A 19,886-nucleotide genomic window follows, 5' to 3' on the forward strand; every position below is an offset into this window, starting at 1 on the left:
GACGTGGGCGGCGTGACGACGGTTGTCGACGCCGGCATGATCGTGCCTGCGGCCCGTCGGCTGATTCCGGGGGCTCTGGCTGCACGACGGTTGACGTGTGGCTTGGCGCGGCGCGATGCGGCCGTACGCGCAAGGCTGTCCGCCCGGAAGGTGTTCCTCTTTGAGGAAGGTCTGCTTGCGGCGACTCCGGCTGAGGTGGAACGCCTGGCCGAGGCAGTGAGTTGCCGCCCTGATGAGCTGATCGACATCGTGCCAGGCCAGGAGACACTTGCCGATCTGCGCTTCTTGATCGGGCTGACGCTGGCCCGCACGTCGGAGTTGTTGAAGGCATCTCACGCCGGTCAGGATCTGCGTGTGTCGGCGGAGGCGCTGTCTGCGCTCGAATGCGGTGAGTCGATGGCCGGCCGGGATTGGGCGGAGCCGGTGATGACCGGTCGCCTCTTGCCGCCGCTGGCCAAGATCTATCGGGTGCCGACCCGGATGGTTCTGGACGCGTGGATGCGCACCCGACCGAAGGATCCTGCGCCGGCGGTGGAAAGCGGAGGACGCAGGGGGCCGTCTCGGGCCGCTGCCGAGGCGTGGGCATCGCTCAATGAGCGGCAGCGCGTGTATCTGGGCGAGATCATGCGCGACGACCGGATGACCGAGACCGAGATGTGGATGCGTCGGCTGCAGCGGTTACCGGTGCCGCCGGCCGCCGAGTGGCGTCAGCTGCCGCTGGCCCTGAAAGCGGCGTCGTCAGAGCCGGGTCATACGCGTCTCCAGGAGCGGCTGCGCCGACGTGGGGTTCATGACCCGGGCGCTGGCCGGACCCTGCACGCCCTCGCTCGCCGGGGCCTGGTGATCGTGACCGAGGACGTCATCGATCATCCGGATGCCGGTGAGGTCGTTCGGATTGCCGTCAAGATCACCCGACGCGGACGGGCTGCCGCCCGGGCGGGTCTGGATGAGGCTGTCGAAGTGGATCACGAGCCGCATCTGTTGTCGGAGTGGTTATGGGGCGTATTGGCCCGGGTCGCGGCGGCCGGGCCCGAGGGCCTGCCGGAGGACCGGCTGGCGGGCAGATCTTTGTTCTTTCTTGGCGTCGGTTATCGCAACGCGGCCGGTGGTCGGCCGAGCAGAGGTTTGATCGAGGCAGTGCCCGTGCTGGCTCCTGGTGGAACGCACGTGGTGGAGTTCCGTTGGCAGTTGACTGATCTCGGTCGGCGTCACGTCGTCGAGTTCGCGGACACCTATCGTCAGCGGTTTCCGCGTGTGGAGTGCCCCGGACTCGAACGCCTCGTCGTCTGATTTCTGACACTGGCCTCGACCGCTTTCGGGACCTCGTCTTGTCAGGGGGTGGGTCTAACATCCGCCCTCGTGACCAATGCTGTCGATGACGACGCGCGCACACTAAGTGATCTTCATGTTCGGTACCTCGTCACCAAAGCGGCCCTGCATGCCGCGAAGGCTCTCACTGCTGCCGGGTGGAAGCCGGAGCGGCGGCTGGAGACCTTGATGGAGTGCCACGGGATTGTGCTGGCTGCCCGCGGCCCGGGAAGCCCGTTGCCGTTCGGCCGGTTCCGGCAGGCTCTTTCGGGTGACCTTGCGCAGCTACTGCCCGAGGGGGTGGAGCCAGTCGATCTCAAGGGATTGCTCGTCATGGATCAGGACGGGCAGGTCACGGAGGACGCCTTCGATCTGGACTTCGAGCAGAGGATGCTGCTGCACACTCTGCGCAAACTCGATCGCAGCTCGGACATGCTCGCGGGTGTGCGCGAGCTGCGGGAGGAGGTGGAGCAGGAGACTGTGTATCTGGCGCTGAGCAAACCGGGCGTTCAATCGGTCTACGAGAACGGACGTGCGGATCTGATCCGATATCCGTCCGGGCCGACCGATGAGCTGGCGGACTTGCGGCTGCCGCCGACCGTGGTCGAGTTCTACACCGACATCCCGTACGCCTCAATCCACCAGGGCTGGTGGTACGAGTGTCCTATCTGTCGGTGGCCGATGCGGCTGGCGTTGGTGAAGAGCGCCGGTGCGCTGGTGGGGTCGGCCCGATGCTGGCACACCCCGCATGCCGATATGGGGGCCTCCTACCTGTTCCGTCCGAGCGATGACGGTTCTGCTGCCGAACTCCTTCCCGAACCACGCCCGGACCGTCCTGCCGCCCGCGAAGCGGTGCTGTTTCCCGACATCGATGTTGTTCCCCAGCCGATGCCGGCGGAGAACCACAAGGCGCTGGCCCGGGGCATCTGGCGATACACCACGGTGCCGGGGATTCCGGAGCTGGCGCTGCGGGACCGGCTGGTCGAACGCGGGCTGAAGGTGGACCTCTGGCCGGCCCTGGACGCCTACGACCTCAAGGTGACGATCCCTGGCACCAAGACGTCCTTCAAGGTCGACGTCAAGGACTACACGTCGGCGACGACGCTCGCGAGCCTTATCCATGCGCAGGAGGGTGACCGCGGCGGCGCCGGATGGCTCGTGGTCCCGGACTACCGGGCCGGGCAGGTTCCGCTGTTGTCCGAGGTGTGCCAGAAGTACGACATGAAGGTGGCCACCGCCTCGGCCTTCGGTGAGTCGGTCTGCAAGCAAGCGGGGGTGAGGTGGGCATGAGCGACCCGACTGTGCAGACCAGTGTGGTGCACGCCGCCTTGGCCCTGGCAGCCCACTATTTCCCGCGCCGTGTCCCCGGTGATGCACGTGACGCCGCTGGGTTCGCCGACGCCGCGTTCCTGCTGTCCGGGAAATACACGGTGTGGGACCGCTGGAGCAGCCTCACCCACAACGAGAAGCAGCGGATTGCGCTGGTCGGATCGATCGCCCCGGCCGACTTGGTGGAACATCGTGCCTTCTCGGTCGCCGCCCGCACCGCCCTCGCCCCTTCCGATCCAGGACCGGACGAGGAACAGGCACCCATCGCGGCCTTTGAACTCGCCGGGAACAACCCGTTCAGGGCTGACGCCGCGTTTCCTCGCGTGGGCGGGAACCTGCTGGACTACGTCGATCGCCAGACCGCCCGGTTCCGGCGCCCAAGCGTCCGCCCGAAGCCGCCGGACTTCGCGGGCCCCGGAACGTGGAATACCCCCACGATCTACGTCAAGGACGGCGGTCAGATCCACGGGCGGGTGCGGATCCCGCGCTATCCGCACTTCACCGAACCGTTCGCCCTCGACCAGCTGCCGCACGTGTCGACCGTCCCCTACACGCCCGAGCTGCAGATTCCCACGCACGAACTCCTGACGTTGGCCGCCCAGATCGACGAACGCTTCCCGCCGGACAAGCGGTTCCTGCACACCACGCTCACCGGTCTGGTCGACGTGCTGCAGACCACCGACGTCGTCTCGCCCCGTGAAGTCTTGACAATGTCGGCCGTCGGCCTGGAGATCTTCCACGCTCCCACCGGCACCGGCAAGAGCGTGCTGGTCCGGGTCATGGCCAGCTGGTTCGCCCTGCGCAACCTACGAGTCACGCTCGTGCAGCCGGACATCAAGTCCTGCCTGGCGATGACCTCGAACATCCAGGGCGACCTGGCCTATCTCCGAGAGCAACAGGACCTGGACCACACGCCGACGTGCGCGCACCTGATGTCCTCGAGCAGCATGCGCGAGCGGGCCGTCAAGCACGCTTCGCTGATCGACGAAGACCCCGAATCGCCCGGCGACTGGGGTCTACGCGGAGAACGCGACATCGACCCGCTCGCCTACGGATGCGCGCAACGCGAGTTCACCGAGTCCACCGGCGACTACCCGCCCGGACGTGAACCCTGCCTCTCGCTCGGCCGTCAGGGCGTCGGAGTCTCGGCCTGCCCGTGGATCCCGACCTGTAGCAAGTTCACCCCGGTCTACGAGGCGTGCGACGCGAACGTGGTCGTCATGAACCACTTCTATTTCCTGCAGGGCACCCTGCGGATCGGCGTCAACCTCGATGGCCGCCCCGTGCGGACCCTGACGGCTGCCGAGTTCGCCCTGCGTACCAGCCATGCCGTGCTCATCGACGAGGTGGATCAGTTCCAGTCGAGGGCCATCGAACGCTGCGCCAGCGACGTGAAACTGCACTCGCGCCGTCATTGGACCTCGGCCCCTCAGGAGATCGATACCGACGCGAAGCGGCTGCCCATCGACGACGAGAACGTGCTGCTGCCGTCGGTCAGCCACGTGCGGCTCATGGCTGAGTTCCTGCTGCTCAGTATCTGCCGCAACGCGCTCAAACTGCACGCTGCCGAGGACCAGCGCGCCGAGGAACGCATTCCCGACCAGACCAGCAGCCGCTGGCACATGGCGCGTGGCCGCGACCGCACACTGGCCCGACTGCTGTGGCCCGATTCCGATATCGGCGACGCGGGTATACCCACCGAGATCGTCGAGCGGATCAACGCGCTGATGCCTGAGCGCTACCAGCATGCCGACCGGCACGGACGCGCGAGCGGCGCGCTCGAACCGATATGGGCGGACGTCCAACGGGGCCTGAGCGCACTGGTAGGACCACGAGGCGAGAGCCTGCTTGACGCGGTCAAGCTCGAACTACACGAGTTGTTGGGCGACGTCATCAAGGACGGGCACCGCCGAGCCCAGATCATCAACCTGCTGGCGACCCGCGCGGTGATGATCGAACTCGACGAGGCGCTCGCCGAGGTCCGCAAGAACGCGCAGCGCTTCCGGTCGTCCGGGTTGCGCTCCGCTCAGAAGATCATCGAGCAGCTCCAGCACTCGGCGATCACCACCGTGATGCCGATCGGCATGCTCGGCCGCTCCCTGACCGGCTACCGGGTCACCGGCCTCGATGACAGGCAGAAGAGCGCCGAGCTGGTCGCCCAGACCATCGGCGGCGACCCGCACCTGTTCACCGCCGAACTCGGCGGGATCGTCTCGCTGAGCCTGGCCGGAACGCAACGGCCCGTCATGGGGCTGTCAGCGACGGCGTTCTTCCCGCAGGCCGTCCGCGAACACGTCCACGCCCCGGTCCGCTGGTGGATGACCGACGCACAAGCCCGCTCCATCCGCGCCCGGAAACGGCGTGTCGACTACGGCAAAGGGCACCCGCTGCTCGGCGAACCGATTAAAGTCTCGGGACTGCACACCAGCCGAAAACGAGACGCCCTGATCGAGCTCGGCGACCAGCTGTACGACCGGCATATCCGCCGGGAGCTGGAACGGGCAGCTCGCGAGGACCCCGACCGCGCCCACGTGCTCGTCGTCGCGAACTCCTACGAGCAGTGTGCCTTGCTCGCCCGCGGCATCGCCCAGTCCGGGAACTACCGGTCCGGACTGTGCGTGGCCGTGCGCGCCGAGGACCGGCACAGCCTCAATCCGGACCTGCCCCGCGAGAACCTCGCCGTCCGGCTGACCCAGGAAGAGTTCGAGACCTTCCCGGACCGGGGCAACATCCTGGTCGTGCCGCTGTCGCTGATAGCGCGTGGCCTCAACATCGTCAAGGGCATCCGCTCCGCAGTGCGGTCGGTCTACCTGTGCGTGCGGCCCCTGGCGTTGCTGAACGAGCCGTCCGAGATGTACGGGAGCATCAACGCAGCCGGCATGCGCGCCCTCCCCGCCGGTGGAAGCAGTGATCCCGTCGCCGCGCTCGCCGGTGCCCGCGACGCCGCGTGGGAGAGGCTGAGGCTGTTGCTGCGCTCGGCGAGCCAGTTCGCCTCCATGCAGAAATCCCTGCAGGAGGAAGTGGTCGCCGGCATGATCGTCGACCTCATCCAGCTCGCCGGTCGGGCCCGCCGTGGCGGCACCGAAGCCGTCCTGCACATGGTCGACTTCGCGTTCCACGAGGACACCTGGAGCGCTGACCTCGACACCATCCTGCGCCGCATTCACGCCAAATGGCCGCCCGACGTGCGCAAACAGATGAACGACCTGTACGGCGAAGCGCTCAACGCATTCCTGTCGTACGCCGGAATCGACCCCAACGAGCCCACCGTGCTGGACGCCTTCCGAGATGAGGACGAGTGACCCGACACCACCGCGAGCCCGGACGCTATCTCGACACGCTCGCGTACCGCTGCACCCCCGACCTCGTCGGCAACGACCGCGTGTACCTGAGAAACCTGGACGCCGAGACACGCACCCTGTGGGAAAACTTGAACCGCGCCTGCCAGAAGCGGTACGGCAACGACTCAGCCCAGGCCCCGTACTCGATCGCCACCACCGTGCTCAGCGTCCTCACCGGCGGATACGTCTACTTCGAGCCTGGTGGGCCCCAGCCGTTCCTCGCATCACGGGAGCGGATCGACGACAAGCTCCTGTGCCGGGTGTTCACCCTCACCTACGGGCTGGCCCAGGGTATAGCGATCCACGAAATCGACCTGCGGCGGCCGCCGGAGCTGGCACAGAAGATCGCCGACACTCCGGAGAGCGAGGTCTGCCTCGCCGAGCACGTCCGGCCGCAGACCGGCACTCAGCCCGTCGCCCCGAACTGGGTGTTCCGCACCATCGCCTGGGGCCTGGCGCAGAAGCTGGCCGGCCCCTGGACGGTTCGCGAAGGCCTTGCCATCTCACTGCGGCCAGACGTCACCGGCGGGTTGATCGCTCTCGACGACCCCTGGGAAAATGACCAGGGCGGCCGGTACGCCCTGTCACGTACCGCCCTCACGCTGCAAACGGTGCCGAACATCGCCACCCCCGTACTCATGGTGACCTCCCGGGTGACCCGGATCTCGGACTCACTGATCTACAGCAGGACCGTGCTGGCGGTCCAGCCCGGTGACAACCGCCCGGTCCTCGAAGTGGGCCTGCACGGCGGCGGCGGCGCCCGCACCATCAGCCGCTACGCGCTCGAGGCGCTCGGACGCCTCGAGATGGACTACTCCGTCCTGCAGGCCATCGCGACCCGCTCGCAGGCCGAACAGCGCATGCGCGCCGAAGCCATCGCCGAGGCAGGCAAGGACCGCAGGCCCACCCTGAGCTTCTCCCGTGAACGCCCTGCCCAGATCTGGCCCGTACTGCCGAAGAGCCGGCCGTTCCCCATCGGCGTCGGCACCGGCATGCACCACCTGCGGGTCCTCAACGAGCACGTCCTGGGCCGGTTTGAGGGCCGGGCAGAGCCACTCATCGCGCGCGCCACCACCATGGCTCTGCCGCACCGACCGACTGACCCCGAGAGGGTGCCCAAGGCGGAGATGGACCGCCGCAAGGCAGAACGCGAAGCCACCGGGTCCAAGAAGGCTCTGCGCGGCAAGGGCAGCGCGTTTCCCGAGCCCGCCTCCATCGCCGCCGCAGTCAAAGCGGCCGGCTTCACCAAGCTGCGCCTGGTCTGCCTCTGGTACCGCGACGAAACCCGGCTGCGGATGATCGCTGCCCTCGCCAAGACGTACGGCCTCGAGACCGAGGGCCTCGACCCGCACGACGGCGAAGAGATCGATCTCTTCGGCGGGACGATCACCGCCGTCTTCCACCTCGCGGCGAACTTCCTGGCGCACGGTAGCCCGAACGGCCGGACCAAGGCACTGAACCCCGCCGCCGCGGCACTCGACACCAGCGGCGACGTCCTGATCGGTGCTTGGTGCGAAACCCACATCCCCACCACCGACGACATCCCAGGCCTCAAACCCGCCGAACTGGAGGACGCGGACGCGAAGCCACAGAGCAAGATGATTCTGGCGAGCAAGGACATCGCCAGCCAGTACCTGCTCGGCAGGAACGCCAACGGCATCATCGAGCCAAAGGACCCCGACCACCCGGCAGAGATGGCGCTGCTCGACCTCTACCGCTCGCTCGGCATCATCGACGACCGCATCGCCAACGCCCTGCGTCCTGAGAAGCGACACGCGGGGTACGGGGCCGACCGCATCGCCCACGTCGGCTTCCACATCCGCCAGCAGAACAAACGCAAGGGTGAGAAGAGCTCTCCCAGAACGGTCGTGACCGCGACCGCGTTGATCCCGCCGCCGACGCCAGGCGACGTGTGGCAATTGCTCGGCTGGAGCTCGACTGTCGCCTCATGGCAGCCCTACCGCCAAGCCCAGAACCAGTTCCACGAGACCGAATACCCGCAGGAGAACGGCGGCAAGAAGTCGTACCGTCAGCGCTGGGACGACGTCGGCGACGTCGTCGAACAGGCACTGCAGGACCTCGCCGAGGACCTCGATGGCCGGCCGTACGTCGTCACCGTCGACGAGGACAGCGCCCGCCGCATCTGGGATGGGTTGCAGAACAGCAAGCAGGGCAGCCAACCCGGAGAAGGGAAGAGTAAGCGGTGGCTGCCGGGCTACAGCCTGCAAGACGATGAACGCCCCGACGCGATCATCCGCGTCAACATCGCCGACGACAGAGTGCCCCCACCGATCGCCTACACCCACTTACTCAGCACAAAAGACGCCGTACGAGAAGGCGAGACGACCAACGCTCTCTACGAGATTGAGACGGACTTCGGCACGCCGGTCTGGGTCCTGTGCAACGTGCCGCGCAACTACGACGGTGGCAACTCGGGCCGGCTCGGCGCGAAGTACACCAGGTGGGACGCCAAACGGTCCGTCATCTCCGAGAACCGCGAAGAACGCCGCAAGAGCGAGATGCCCGAACCGTGGTACTCGATGACCGCTACCGAGATCTACCCCATCGCCCTCAATGACCGTGTCTCTCATGAGGCACTCGCGGTCGCCACCGCTCAGCTCTGTCACCAGACCATGTATTGGTCCGGCCGCGCCCGCTACCCAGTCGCACTGCACGCGGCCATTCAGATGGACGAGGGCCATCCTCAATATCGCCGCACAGCACAAGCGTCCGATGAGGAGGAAGACGGCCCGGGACGATAAGTAGCTCCTGCGTCAAGTCCGGGGTGTGCATTCGGTGCCTGAGTCTCGGTAGACGACACCGGACAGGCGTCGTTCTCGTACGCAGAGGGATCGAGGCCGCCGTCGCCGGCGGCCTGCGCCCGTGCGCGCCTCCACTAGGTGCCCGAATTGACCCAATGCTATGCGTAAGCTGCATTGGTCCGCCCGGCTCACTGTCGCTACACGTTGACGGCCGGTGTAACCCAACCGAAAGGTAAGCACGTGAGGGCCGTCATCGCTGTCGCCGGCATGGGCAGCCGCTTCTTCCCGATCGGCAAAACGATCAACAAGTGCATGCTGCCGATCCTCAACCAACCAGTCGTCGCCTACGCGGTCGCTGACTGCGTCGCCGCAGGCACCCGTGAGATCGCGATCGTCACCGCCCCCGGCGAGATCGGCCGCCAGGTGCGTCATTACTTCACCGAAGACCACGACCTGAAGGACTACTTTACCGCACGCGGCTGGCAGGACAAGTACGCGTCCGTCGTCGACCTGCACAGCCAAGCCGACTTTACGTTCATCGAACAGCCGCGCGACGACCGGTACGGCACCGCGCTGCCCGCGATCGTCGCCGCTGACTTCATCGCTGGCGACGACTTCCTCCTGGTGGCCGGCGACGACCTTTTGCTTCGCAACGACGGCGGATCGGACCTGGCCGACCTCGCCGCGGCCCGGGTCGCCGCCGGAGTGCCGGCTGCGCTCGCCGCCGCCACGGTGCCCGGCGCCGAGGCCCACCGCTACGGCATCCTCCACCCGCGAGCATCCGAGGGTCATGAACTGCTCGACGAGCTACTCGAGAAGCCGCACGACTACGACGAGCCGACCGCGTACATCAACATCAGCCGTACCCTGCTACCCGCTGACGCGGTGGCCTACTTCCAGGAGCTGATTCCGGCTGCCAACGGGGAGTATCAGGCCACCGACGCCGTCATCGCCTTCGCCCGCGACAACGACGTACTGATCCACCCCGTCACCGGTGAGTACCATGACTGCGGCAGTCCCGCCGGCTGGCTCGCGGCCAACAACGCCGCAGCCATGCCCTAGGCCTGGCCGGTCCCGGTCGTACAAGCGCCTTCAGACCGGCTAACCCGGCGGCGGAAACGCTGCCCGTCTGCGCGTGCCGTGACCCTCCACGCCAGCCAGTCTCACAGGAGGTCCCGCAGCGGCGGTGCCGTCCCCACTGTCAGCGCGCAAGCAGCAACGTCGTCGGACCTCGCTAGGGTTTCGGAGTGGCCGAGGTGATGCGGGTGGGGGCCTGTCAGACCCCGGAGATTCTGGGCGATGTCGGCGCGGCGGTGCAGTGCATCGAGGAGTTCGGCCGCGAGGCTGATCAGCGGGATGTGGAGTTGCTGCTGTTCCCGGAGTGCTTTCTGCAGGGCTATCTCGTGCAGGAGCAGCACCTGGACGCCTACGCTATGGATCTGCGCTCCGCGTCGTTCGCTGCGCTGCTGCGCCGCGTGGGCCGGATCGAGCAGACCCTTGTCCTCGGTGTCATCGAACGACGGGCGGGCCAGTACTTCAACTCAGCGGTCGTCGTGGCCGGCGGTGAGCTCCTCGGCGTCTACCGTAAAACCCACCTCATGCCGGGAGAATCGCTCTTCACTCCAGGTCAGGACTACCCAACCTTCGAGGTTAAAGGCGTGCGGTTCGGCATCAACATCTGCTCTGACACCCGGGTACCTGCTGCGGCCGCGGCGGTGGCGGCGCAGGGCGCGCAACTGCTCCTCGTCCCAGCGCAGAACATGATGCGCCGCGCCTCTGCCCTGCAATGGAAGGACCGGCACACCCCGATCCGCGCCGCCCGGGCCCGGGAGAGCGGCATGTGGCTGGTGTCAGCTGACGTCACCGGTGAGCGTGGCGCGGAGCGGATCGGCTACGGGCCGACGAACATCATCGGCCCGCAGGGCGAGGTCGTCGCGCAGGTCGCGGAGATGACGCCGGGCATGGCGACCGCCGACATCGGACGCTGCAAGCCGCCGGGTCAGGCCACGTGTGGGTGACGCTGCCGCTGACGCCGGTTGGAGCCTGAGGCGATCCCCGGGCGAACGCAGGTGGCCTATTTAGGTGATCCGCCATCCGCTGCTCCAGCAGGGGAACTTCGTCGTGAAGACGTCGACGTCGAGGTTCAGGGTGTGGGCGGCGGGTGCGAACAGCGCCGCGTACTCCGCGTCGGGGAGAAGAGGGTCCAACGGCGCCTTCGGGCGTCGAGCACGAAAAGCAGACCCCAATGGGCAGTGTCGCTGGCGGCTAGTTCCATCAGTTGTTTTCGCAGGCTGGCGGGAACGTGGGCGTGGTCGAATCGACCATAACCGACGATCATCAGCGGGAACTGAGGTCGGCCTCGGTACAAGCCGCGTAGGTTCGGCACCACTGTCACTTCCAGTGCGCTCGTGACTGCGCGGATCGTCCACGCGCCGCTGCGGATGGTCGATGCGACGATGCCCGATCCGCGTCCCATAGCCGTCAACCGAGCGGTGAAGGCATTCCGCAGTCGGGACTACCGTCATTCCCTACGGCAATCGGGGGACCGGGACTTGGTCGAGCCGGACGGGCCCCCCGGGCAGGTGAATCAGCACATCGCTGGTGGTTTCGTCGACGCCGATCGGAGCGTCGCCGATGGCATCGAGCAGCGCCGTTAGGCGGGGGAAGGCGGGGGTCTGCCGGATGCGATCGGCGGCTCCTGCATCGCGGAACGCCTGTACGGCCATTGCGGCTAGGTTGACGGCGCCGCGCCGATACTGGACGTCGTTACGGGCGAGCAGCGGCCCGCTCAGCAGCCGATCCCGATGCTCGGGCTGGACTGGCTGGTACTCGATGAGCAGGTCAGCGCGTTGGACAGCGAAGCTGGTCTCGCCGTCACGCAGCGCCTGCCGGTTCGGCTCAGGAAGCCGCCCGATGACCGGACCTTGTCGCAGTGCCCGGACCTCTGGTACCTGCTCGATGGTCGGATCCACCAGTCTGTCGTGTTCGGGCAGTAGCAGGATGGTGTGCCCGACCAGGGTGGTGTCGTCGTACCAGCTCGGCTCGTCAGTGGCGTACCGGGTACGACCGCCGTCCGGGTCGTGGATCACCACACCGACCGGCAGGATTTCGGCGGCGATCCCGAACTGTTGGTAGGCGTACCGCAGCTGCGTACACGCGTCGATGCACGCGTTGGCGCGCTGCCCCTCGGCCATCTTGATCCAGAGCAGGGGCAGGAACTGGATGGCGAGCACCTTGCCAGAGCCCTGCGTCAGCAGTGCCGGCAGGTGATCGTCATGCAGGGCCAGGGTGCCCGGGTCGAACGGCGTCCTGCTGCTGTGTCGTGGTGCTGGCACCCGACCGGGCCGCCGATTCGCGCCTGCCTTCTGATGCCGGACGAACGTGCGCTCACCCGGGTCGGGGCGGATCTCGGCGTGAACCCCGAGGACCACCCACGGGTCGAACCCGCTGTCACGCTCCAGCACGTCGAAGCCGTGGCTGCGGTAGAACCGCTCCAGCTCCGGGCTGTCGGCCATCTGCCCATACGTGATCATGTAGCCGCAGTGGGCGTAAATCTGCTGGCAGCGGTGTAGCAACGCACTGCCGATCCCGCGGCCGCGCATCGTTTCGTCGACCGCGATCGCCTTGATCCGCACCATCCACATCACTCCGGCCATGACCAGCTGGAACAGCTGCTGACTGCCCAACCCTGCCTGCCGTTGATGCTCGACCAGCTGCTGGAGCACACCACCCGGCGGATATGCGACCACCGCTCCGACCACGCCGCGCTGGTCGTGCTCGGCCACCAGCACCAGCGTCGCCGGCGGCAGCAGCCTCCTCGGATCCATGGCCTGCGGGCCGGTGAACTTCTCGGCCATGTATCGCATGAACGTGTCCGGACCGCCGTCCAAGCCGGCCCGCAACGCGGCCCCGCCGATACCGGCGTCCACGTCGTCGGCGACCTCGTCCTCGAGACGGACACCGGCCAGCGCGGTGAGCCGACGCACTGCGGCCATATCCGCGCCGCGGGCCAGCCGCACTCGCACCTGCTCGGTCACCGGCCAGCCGTCGACCAGGCGCTGCCCGGTCAGGTCGGTGACCCTGTCCGCCGAGGCGGACAGTCGTGTTGCTGGAATCGGCCGGCGAATCGGTTCCCTGCGCCGAGATCGGCTGCTGCGCTTGACCACGAGCAAGCTCCCTCCACCACAACAAACTGCCAGGAGTGACCGTACCGTCGCTGTACGACATTGTTCGATGGGTGGCGCCTGGCTCGGCACCACTGTCACCTCTCGGCGCGGTTGTGGCTGCGCGGATCGTCCACGCGCCGTTGCCGGTAGATGGCGCCGTCGCGGGCGGTGACGCGCCAGGGGCGGGCGTGGTGTACGGCGATGCGCAATTCTGGGGCGTCACGGTCGAGCGTGGCGCAGACCAGGTCGGTGGTGCCATCGGGTTCGCAGCGGGCGAGCCAGCCGCCGTGCGGGCCGATAATTCCGGCGGGCATGGCGGTGCTGCATTGCGCGGGCACCGAGACGCTCATCCACTGGCTCATGGTGGCGGCGTGGCCTTGGGCGATCACGGCGAACATCGGGTCTTCGGAGAAGGTGGAGAACAGGACGCAGTCCACGCCCCTGTGCAGGTAGTCGAGGAACATCTCCGGAAAGTTGATCTCGATGCAGAGTGCCAGGCCCAGCCTGAATCCCGCGAGGTCGAGGACGGTTGGTGTGAAGCCGGGGGTGTAGAAGCGGGTGATCTCGGTGTGGGAGAGGTAGCGCTTGTCGTAGCGGTCGACGATGCGTCCCTGGTCGGAGATCACGTACAGGCTGTTGTGCGGACGGTGCTCGCCGCTGAGTCGGTGGTTGCTGCCCAGGATCACCCACAGGCCGAGCTCACCCGCGAGCGCGGCCGTCTTGTCCAGCTCCCGCAGTAGCGTTGTCCAGTCGACGTTCCAGCCGGCGAAGTGGTCCTTGGCCTGCCCGGCGTACCCGGACAGGGCGCCTTCGGGGAACTGCACCAGGTGGGCACCTTGCTGATGCGCGCGGCGCATGAGCGAACGGATTGCGGCGCCGTTGAGCGCGGCGTCGCAGGTGACCAGCGGTTGGGCGGCAGCGATCGTGAGAGTGGACGAGTTGTCCGTTCGGAGGGCGGCGGGCATTCGGGGTGAGCCTCCTGGCGTCGAATCGTGGGTGGTCAGGTGAGGACTCGGACTCGGGGCCAGCGGTGGGCGGGGCGTTGCCGCGCCATTCGTTGCGCGGACACGACCTGGCTGACTCGGGCCGGATTGCGTTGCCAGATACCGTCGAGAAGGTCATCGAGTCCGTGTGGTGCGCAGACAGCGATGCGCCCGTCGGCGTCGAGACGAATCGCGACGGCGGTGGCGTATTCGGGCCAGGTCGCGACCGCGTCGGCGATGCTTCGCAGCGCGGGGACGGCGTCGCCTCCAAATCGGGCGGCGTACCAGGTGTGCACGGCGGCCTGGTTCTTCGCCTCCCACGGCGGTCCCGGCCACATCGTCGCCAGACGTCCGGTGGCGTGCTCGTCGTTGGCCCGGGTCACGTCGGTGGGGTCGAAGAAAGCCACGTCGATGTCCCGGACTTGGGAGAATTCGAATCCGTGCCCGTAGCGTTGGTCCCACACCAGGTCCCTGAGGACGCCGACGCCGATCCAGGCGTCCGGTAGGCCCGCGTCCCGCACGGCGCGCAGCACCCGCATCAGCGGCTGGCTCCCGCCAACCAGACCGCGTAACTCGTCATCGCGCATGCCCTATTCACCTCCGACAGGACCGGTTGATCGAGGTCGGGTCAGCTGCGGGGGTGCGGCACCCAGCTGGCCGTGGGCAGTCGTGGCTGCGGGCTGGCTTGGATGTCTCCAGGCAGCTGCGCGGCGTCTGGGTGCGGTGGCGCGGTGTTGGTGTGCTGCTGGTGAAGGCGGTGTGCGAGGTAGTCGCTCAGCGAGGTTGCGTGTGGCACGTCTAGGTCGGTGGTGGCGCCAGAGAGGGTGTAGTGGGTGTGCCGTAGTGGCGCCACGATCTCGGGTAGGGGCGCGCCGGCTTGCAGAGCGGTGGTGAGCGCCGTGGACAGCGCTTCGGTTAGGCCGGCCAGGGTGGAGCCGTGTTTGCCGACGCGCAGGTCGACGTGGGTGAGCTGACCGGATGACGTGGCCGTGGTGAGGCGTCCCATGGTGCCGTCCAGCACGAAATCGGTCGTGGTGCCGGTGTAGCGGCGGGGTGACCGCCGCTGCGGGTTGTCATCGCTCATTCTGCGTTCTCCCTGGGTGTGGTGGCGGTGGCCGTGACGGCGGTGGGCAGGCGGGTGCTCGCGCTACCGGAACGACGTGCCGATCGGCGACGTCCCTCTGGGCGGGTTGGCGGCGGGGGTGTGGGGCGTGCTGTTCGAGGTTGTCTTCCAAGGCAGGAAGGCGGCGCTGGTGAGGGTGAGGGCGGCGATTGTTGTGAGGGCGGTGCGGGGGCCGGTGACGGCGGCGAGGATGCCGGCGACGGCGATGAAGACGGGCTGGGTGAGTTTGCTGGTGATGGACCAGGCGGTCAGGACGCGGGACAGGCAGTGCTCGCTGGTGTGGTTCATGCGGTAGGCGGCGAAGGTGGGATTGAACGTTCCCGCCATGAACAGCAGGAGTGTGTCGGCGAGGGTGATGACGATCAGGCCCGGTGTGCCGGGCGGGGCAAGTGGGATGAATCCCATCCAGAGGGTGCGGGCGACGCCGGTGGTGAGCAGGACCCTGCGGAGGCCGTATCGGGTGGTGAGGGGACCGGCGGTGAGGGAGCCGAGGATGCCGCCGAGGCAGGGCAGTCCGAGGGCCAGGCCGTACTGCCAGGGCGCCAGGTGTAGGTCGCGGAGCATGAACACCGCGATGATGGGCGTGCTGGCCGTGATGGCGCCGCCGAAGATGACGGCGTTGACGAACAGGGCTCGCAGACCAGGGTCGTGAAGGATGTGCCGCCATCCTTCGATGGCTTCCCGGCCCCGGCTCGGGGCGGGTTGCCGCGTTGGTGGCAGCGGTTCGGGGCTGCGCAGGCGGCGGATTCCGAGCGCGGACATCAGGAAGCTCGCGGCGTCGACGGTGATGGACGCGGTAGCGCCGAGCCAGGACACGAGGACACCGCCGATGGGTGAGCCGAGGCTGTTCGCCGTCCACTGGGAGGTCTCGAATCGGCTGTTGGCGGTGACGCGTTGATCGGTGGTGACCAGGTGTCTCAGGTGTGCGCCGCTGGCGGCGCTGAACACGATGGTGCCGGCGGTCTGTACGACGGCGACGACGCACAGTTGCTCGTACGTCAGGGCGCCGAGCGCGGCGGCGATGGGGACGCTGGTCAGGGCCGCGCAGCGCAGCAGGTCGGCGCCGATCATCACAGGCCGTTTGCGCCGGAACTCCACCCAAGGGCCCAGGGGTAGGACGATGACCGCTGAGGCGAGGCCGGAGATCACCGCGAGCAGGGAGATCTGCAGAGCCGTTGAGTCCAGCAGCAGGATCGCGACCAGCGGCAGCGCGCCCGCCCCGACGGCGGACCCGAAGTGGCTGATCGAGTACGCGCCCCACAGGCGGTGGAAGTCACGGCTCAGCGGGGCAGGTGCCTGTGAGCCGCCCGCGAGGCCGCGCTGGATCGCTGCGCCGGCGGTTGTCCGGTTCAAGCCCATCGCATCAGCGCCTGAACGTCGTGGCGTGCCTGGCTGAGTAGCTGTCGTAGGTACGCGAGCCGGGACGTTGTCGCGCCGCGTGCTGGCAGCACGGTGTGCAGGCGGATCTCTCGGCAGGTCAGCAGGAGCAGGTTGACCGAGTAGGCGGTGGTGATGTCGGCGGTTTGCACGCGTTCGGTGATCGCGGCGGTGAGGGTCGGGCTGGCTGCGGCGGCGACGATGTGCAGCAGCGCGAGGTCATAGCCGGGTAAGTAGCTGCCGGTGTGCTCGAAGTCGATGAGGGCGCAGTGCTCGCGGTCGAGGAGCAGGTTCGCGGGTAGGGGGTCGCCGTGTGCGGTGACCCGATGCGGGCCGAGCTGGTCGACGAGGGTGTGCAGGGCGTGCTGGTCGGCGTCGTCGAGGAGTCCGGCGGCGTGTTCGGCGTCGATCCGGCCGTGGTAGTCGACAGGTTGCGGCAGTGGCAGTGCTGGTGTCCAGTCGGAGAGGGTGTCGAGGGTGTTCAGAACCAGCTGTGAGGTGGTCGGGCTGACGTCGCGAGTGAGGTGGCGTTGGTCGTCCAGGCGCTGCCCGGGTAGCTGCGTCAGGACGGTCAGGTGGGCGTCGGCGTACAGGACCCGCGGCACGCGCGCGGGTGGCGGTTGATCGGTGAACAGTTCGTACATGCGCAGTTCGTGCTGGCGCCGGCCTGTCCAGTACGGGTCGTCGGTGGTCAACAGCTTCACGATCACCGGTTGGCCGTCGTGGCGGCCGGTGGCGACGATGGCCTTGTCGGTGCGGTGCACTACCCGGCCGGTGCCCACCCGTGCGGCAGCGGCACGGCGGACCAGCGCCGCGTACACGTCATCCGCCCCGCCCGCCAAGGGACCGGCGTGGTCTGGGGTTGCTCTGGGTGGTGCGGTCATGGGACGGCTGGGAGCAGGTCGTCGTTGCGGCCGGTCAACGGCAGGCCGGCGGCGGTGGCGATGCGCTCGATTGCTTCCTCCAGGGTGGTGGTCTCGGGGAGGACGAGTTCGTTGGGCCAGCCGAGGACGTCGTGTGGGGTGTACCAGCTGCGCAGGTGGTCCGGCGACACCTCCGCCGCCATGGGACGCGTTTCGTGTCGCCGCAGGGTCTCTGGCAGCGATACGTCGAGGTAGACGAAGAGCGTTCGCCCGCGGTGCGCGTCGCGCAGGTCGGTGAGCATGCTGCGGTACCGGGCGGTGTGCATGATCCCTTCCAGGATCACGTGGTAGCCGTGGTCGAGGCAGAAGCGAACGTTCTGCGCGATGAGTGCGGGCGCGAGGCCGCCTGGCTTGTCGCGTTCCCTGAGCAGGATCCGACGGAGGTGGTCTTGGCCGACCATCGCGCAGCCGCGGCCGTGCCGGCGCCGCAACGCCGTGGCGAGGGTGCTCTTCCCGGCGCTGGAGTTGCCCCGGATGCTGATGAGGATCGTCTCGGAGGTGCCGGTGGGCGCCGCGTGGTCCATGACGGTTCTTCCTATCGCGAGGCGGGCTGGTGCTGTTGCGGGATGGGGCTGTCCTCGCTTGGGGTGGCGTCGTAGCCGGCGGCCTGGAGGGCGAACAGCTCGGCGTACCGGCCGCCGGCGGCGACGAGGTCGTCGTGGCTGCCGGCCTCGACCAGCCGGCCGTGGTGCAGGACGAAGATCCGGTCGGCGTGGCGGACGTTCGCGAGCCGGTGGGTGATCAGGATCGTGGTGGCCCGGCCCTTGCGGTCGCGGATGGCCTGGAACAGGGCGTCTTCGGCGCGGGGGTCGAGCGCGGAGGAGGGCTCGTCCATGATGAGCAGTTCGGCGTCGCGCAGGAAGCCGCGGGCGGCGGTGATGCGCTGCCACTGCCCGCCGGAGAGGTCCTGGCCTCGGGCGAAGGTCCGGTCGAGCAGTGTCTCGTACCCGTGGGGCAGTTCGTTGATCATGTCGTGGGCGACTGCGCGGGCGGCGGCGGCCTCGATGCGGTCGAGCTGGGCGTCGGTGTCGACGTTGCCGATGGCGATGTTCGTGGCCGCGGTGAACGGCCATTTGTGGTATTCCTGCGTCACCACCGCGATCCGGGCTCGTAGCCCGTCGATGTCGCACTCCGGCATGGGTTGGCCGTTCCATTTGATGACGCCGTCGCTGGGGGTGCGGAGGGTGGCGATCATCGCGGCGAGGGTTGTTTTGCCCGAGCCGTTCTCCCCGACGAACGCGACGGTCTGCCCGGCGGTGATGGTCATGGTGACGTTGTCGACGGCGGGTGTGTCGCGGTCGGGGTAGCGCATGCTCACCCTGCTGACGGTCAGTTCGCGCAGCTGGTCGGGGCTCGTCATGGCCACCGGTCCGCTGCTGCCCGGGAGGTAGGCGGCGGCGCGGGTCATGAACCCGGTGTAGTCGTTGAAGTGCTGACCCTCGGTGTAGACGCGGTCGACCTGGAAGGTGACGATGGCGAGGGAGCGCTGCGCGGACTGCACGGCGATCACGCACGTCGCCGCGGCGGCGAGGGGGATCTGCCCGTCGATGAGCAGCAGCCCGAGCAGGACGTACACCGCGGCGGCGGCCACTCCGCCGATCATCGCTCCGACCGAGGTGGTGGTGGTGACGCGCCGCGCAAGGACGAGCTGGATGTCGGTCTCGACCTGCATGACCCGGTCGTACTGGTCGAGCAGGAACCGGCGCAGCCCGTACGACCGCAACTCCGGCGCGGACGCCCGCTCGGCCATCAGCCGCTGTAGCAGCCACAGCCGGCGCCGCCGCACCGACCCGGCCGTATACGTCTGGTACCGCAGGTGTCCCGCCCGTAGCGCGGCCCACCCGTTCGGCACTGTTGCCACCAGCAGGGCTACCAGCAGCAGCGGGTGGATCACCACGACGGCGACCGCCACCGCCAGTACACCGGCCAGTCCGGCGAGGAGGTTCATCGAGGACTGCACCAGGCCGATCGCCGACTCGGTGCCTCGGGAGGCGCGTTCCATGTCGTCGGCGAACGCGTCGGCGTCGAACGCCTCGAGCCGCACCTGCGTGGACACCTCGAACAGGCCCCGCTCCACCTCCCGGCTCACCTGCGGCGTCAACGCGTTCTGCGCGTACCCGGTGGCGATGCCCATTCCCGCACGCAGCGCGACCGCGACCGCCAGCACGGCCAGTGCGGGCAGCGCCGCCCGGACCTTGTCCGCGGTCGGCCCGCCGGCGAACAACTCCACCAGCACCCGCTGTGTGGCCAACAGGCCGAAGGCCGCCATCACCCCGGCGCCGACCGTCGCTACGGCGACCACGCTCGTGCGGAGTCGGTCCGCCCGCCAACTGACGCCCAGAGCGGTCCGGACGAGCCGGGGGAGTTCCGCGAAGACGGTGAACACGCCCGCTTCCGCCCTGGCCCGCACTCCCGTCTCCCACCACGTGGCCCGCAACTCCGGCAACACCGACTCTGGTCGCGCGGTGCCCGGCTGGCCCGCTGTACTGGGGCTCTGTGCGGTGGTCGTTTGAGTCATCGATAAACCTCCTCAAAATTATGTAAATGGATGGCAGTGGGACATGTGTGAGTCGG

General features: G+C 68.0%; 15 protein-coding genes. 6 read left to right on the plus strand and 9 right to left on the minus strand.

The genetic code is table 11. From position 1 onward, the window contains the following. The first annotated feature begins 12 nt into the window (after nt 1-12). The 6 genes from ACGFIE_RS11800 (at nt 13) to ACGFIE_RS11825 (ending at nt 10,758) form a co-directional block, all read left to right on the plus strand. Nucleotides 13-1,290, plus strand: a complete 1,278-nt coding sequence (locus ACGFIE_RS11800; RefSeq protein ID WP_393293671.1) for a hypothetical protein — start codon at nt 13-15, stop codon at nt 1,288-1,290. A 69-nt stretch (nt 1,291-1,359) separates the two neighbouring features. Then, nucleotides 1,360-2,598 carry a hypothetical protein gene (locus tag ACGFIE_RS11805; RefSeq protein ID WP_393293673.1) on the plus strand — a complete coding sequence of 413 codons (1,239 nt, stop codon included), beginning with the start codon at nt 1,360-1,362 and terminating at the stop codon, nt 2,596-2,598. Further along, on the plus strand, nt 2,595-5,939 hold the full coding sequence (locus tag ACGFIE_RS11810) for a hypothetical protein (RefSeq protein WP_393293676.1): 3,345 nt from the start codon (nt 2,595-2,597) through the stop codon (nt 5,937-5,939). The genes ACGFIE_RS11805 and ACGFIE_RS11810 overlap by 4 nt, the downstream gene beginning before the upstream one ends. After that, nucleotides 5,936-8,740 (plus strand): RNaseH domain-containing protein, encoded by a 2,805-nt coding sequence (locus ACGFIE_RS11815; RefSeq protein ID WP_393293678.1) that lies wholly within the window; start codon nt 5,936-5,938, stop codon nt 8,738-8,740. Before ACGFIE_RS11810 ends, ACGFIE_RS11815 begins: the two co-directional genes overlap by 4 nt. Before the next feature lie 240 nt (nt 8,741-8,980). Then, complete coding sequence (locus ACGFIE_RS11820) at nt 8,981-9,802, plus strand: sugar phosphate nucleotidyltransferase (RefSeq protein ID WP_328654486.1); 822 nt, start codon at nt 8,981-8,983, stop codon at nt 9,800-9,802. 185 nt (nt 9,803-9,987) lie between these two features. Further along, complete coding sequence (locus tag ACGFIE_RS11825) at nt 9,988-10,758, plus strand: carbon-nitrogen hydrolase family protein (protein WP_393293680.1); 771 nt, start codon at nt 9,988-9,990, stop codon at nt 10,756-10,758. Nucleotides 10,759-10,818: 60 nt separating this feature from the next. Here the strand turns inward: ACGFIE_RS11825 and ACGFIE_RS11830 are convergent, their stop codons facing one another. The 9 genes from ACGFIE_RS11830 to ACGFIE_RS11870 form a co-directional block, all read right to left on the minus strand. Next, on the minus strand, nt 10,819-10,947 hold the full coding sequence (locus ACGFIE_RS11830) for a hypothetical protein (RefSeq protein ID WP_393293682.1): 129 nt from the start codon (nt 10,945-10,947) through the stop codon (nt 10,819-10,821). Nucleotides 10,948-11,268: 321 nt separating this feature from the next. After that, nucleotides 11,269-12,996 (minus strand): GNAT family N-acetyltransferase, encoded by a 1,728-nt coding sequence (locus tag ACGFIE_RS11835; protein ID WP_393293685.1) that lies wholly within the window; start codon nt 12,994-12,996, stop codon nt 11,269-11,271. Nucleotides 12,997-13,001: 5 nt separating this feature from the next. Continuing rightward, nucleotides 13,002-13,871, minus strand: coding sequence for a carbon-nitrogen hydrolase family protein (locus ACGFIE_RS11840; RefSeq protein ID WP_393293688.1), 870 nt, complete (start codon nt 13,869-13,871; stop codon nt 13,002-13,004). A gap of 35 nt (nt 13,872-13,906) precedes the next feature. Then, the gene (locus ACGFIE_RS11845) at nt 13,907-14,476 is read right to left on the minus strand and encodes a nucleotidyltransferase family protein (protein ID WP_393293690.1); all 570 of its coding nucleotides are present in this window, start codon (nt 14,474-14,476) and stop codon (nt 13,907-13,909) included. 41 nt (nt 14,477-14,517) lie between these two features. Further along, nucleotides 14,518-14,973 carry a hypothetical protein gene (locus ACGFIE_RS11850; RefSeq protein ID WP_393293692.1) on the minus strand — a complete coding sequence of 152 codons (456 nt, stop codon included), beginning with the start codon at nt 14,971-14,973 and terminating at the stop codon, nt 14,518-14,520. 63 nt (nt 14,974-15,036) lie between these two features. Beyond that, the gene (locus tag ACGFIE_RS11855) at nt 15,037-16,371 is read right to left on the minus strand and encodes an MFS transporter (RefSeq protein ID WP_393293694.1); all 1,335 of its coding nucleotides are present in this window, start codon (nt 16,369-16,371) and stop codon (nt 15,037-15,039) included. Continuing rightward, nucleotides 16,362-17,231 (minus strand): phosphotransferase, encoded by an 870-nt coding sequence (locus ACGFIE_RS11860; RefSeq protein WP_393293696.1) that lies wholly within the window; start codon nt 17,229-17,231, stop codon nt 16,362-16,364. The genes ACGFIE_RS11855 and ACGFIE_RS11860 overlap by 10 nt, the downstream gene beginning before the upstream one ends. Before the next feature lie 38 nt (nt 17,232-17,269). Continuing rightward, nucleotides 17,270-17,836 carry a kinase gene (locus tag ACGFIE_RS11865; protein WP_393293699.1) on the minus strand — a complete coding sequence of 189 codons (567 nt, stop codon included), beginning with the start codon at nt 17,834-17,836 and terminating at the stop codon, nt 17,270-17,272. 11 nt (nt 17,837-17,847) lie between these two features. After that, nucleotides 17,848-19,830, minus strand: coding sequence for an ABC transporter ATP-binding protein (locus ACGFIE_RS11870; protein ID WP_393293702.1), 1,983 nt, complete (start codon nt 19,828-19,830; stop codon nt 17,848-17,850). Nucleotides 19,831-19,886 lie beyond the last annotated feature (56 nt).

It is taken from the genome of Micromonospora sp. NPDC049275 (genome assembly GCF_043197115.1).
Lineage (GTDB): Bacteria > Actinomycetota > Actinomycetes > Mycobacteriales > Micromonosporaceae > Micromonospora.

What these genes read in the sequence shown, in the direction of transcription:
- ACGFIE_RS11845 (WP_393293690.1), bottom strand. Translation starts at nt 14,476, where the DNA reads ATGCGCGATGACGAGTTACGCGGTCTGGTTGGCGGGAGCCAGCCGCTG.
- ACGFIE_RS11855 (WP_393293694.1), bottom strand. Translation starts at nt 16,371, where the DNA reads ATGGGCTTGAACCGGACAACCGCCGGCGCAGCGATCCAGCGCGGCCTC.
- ACGFIE_RS11840 (WP_393293688.1), bottom strand. Translation starts at nt 13,871, where the DNA reads ATGCCCGCCGCCCTCCGAACGGACAACTCGTCCACTCTCACGATCGCT.
- ACGFIE_RS11865 (WP_393293699.1), bottom strand. Translation starts at nt 17,836, where the DNA reads ATGGACCACGCGGCGCCCACCGGCACCTCCGAGACGATCCTCATCAGC.
- ACGFIE_RS11810 (WP_393293676.1), top strand. Translation starts at nt 2,595, where the DNA reads ATGAGCGACCCGACTGTGCAGACCAGTGTGGTGCACGCCGCCTTGGCC.
- ACGFIE_RS11850 (WP_393293692.1), bottom strand. Translation starts at nt 14,973, where the DNA reads ATGAGCGATGACAACCCGCAGCGGCGGTCACCCCGCCGCTACACCGGC.
- ACGFIE_RS11870 (WP_393293702.1), bottom strand. Translation starts at nt 19,830, where the DNA reads ATGACTCAAACGACCACCGCACAGAGCCCCAGTACAGCGGGCCAGCCG.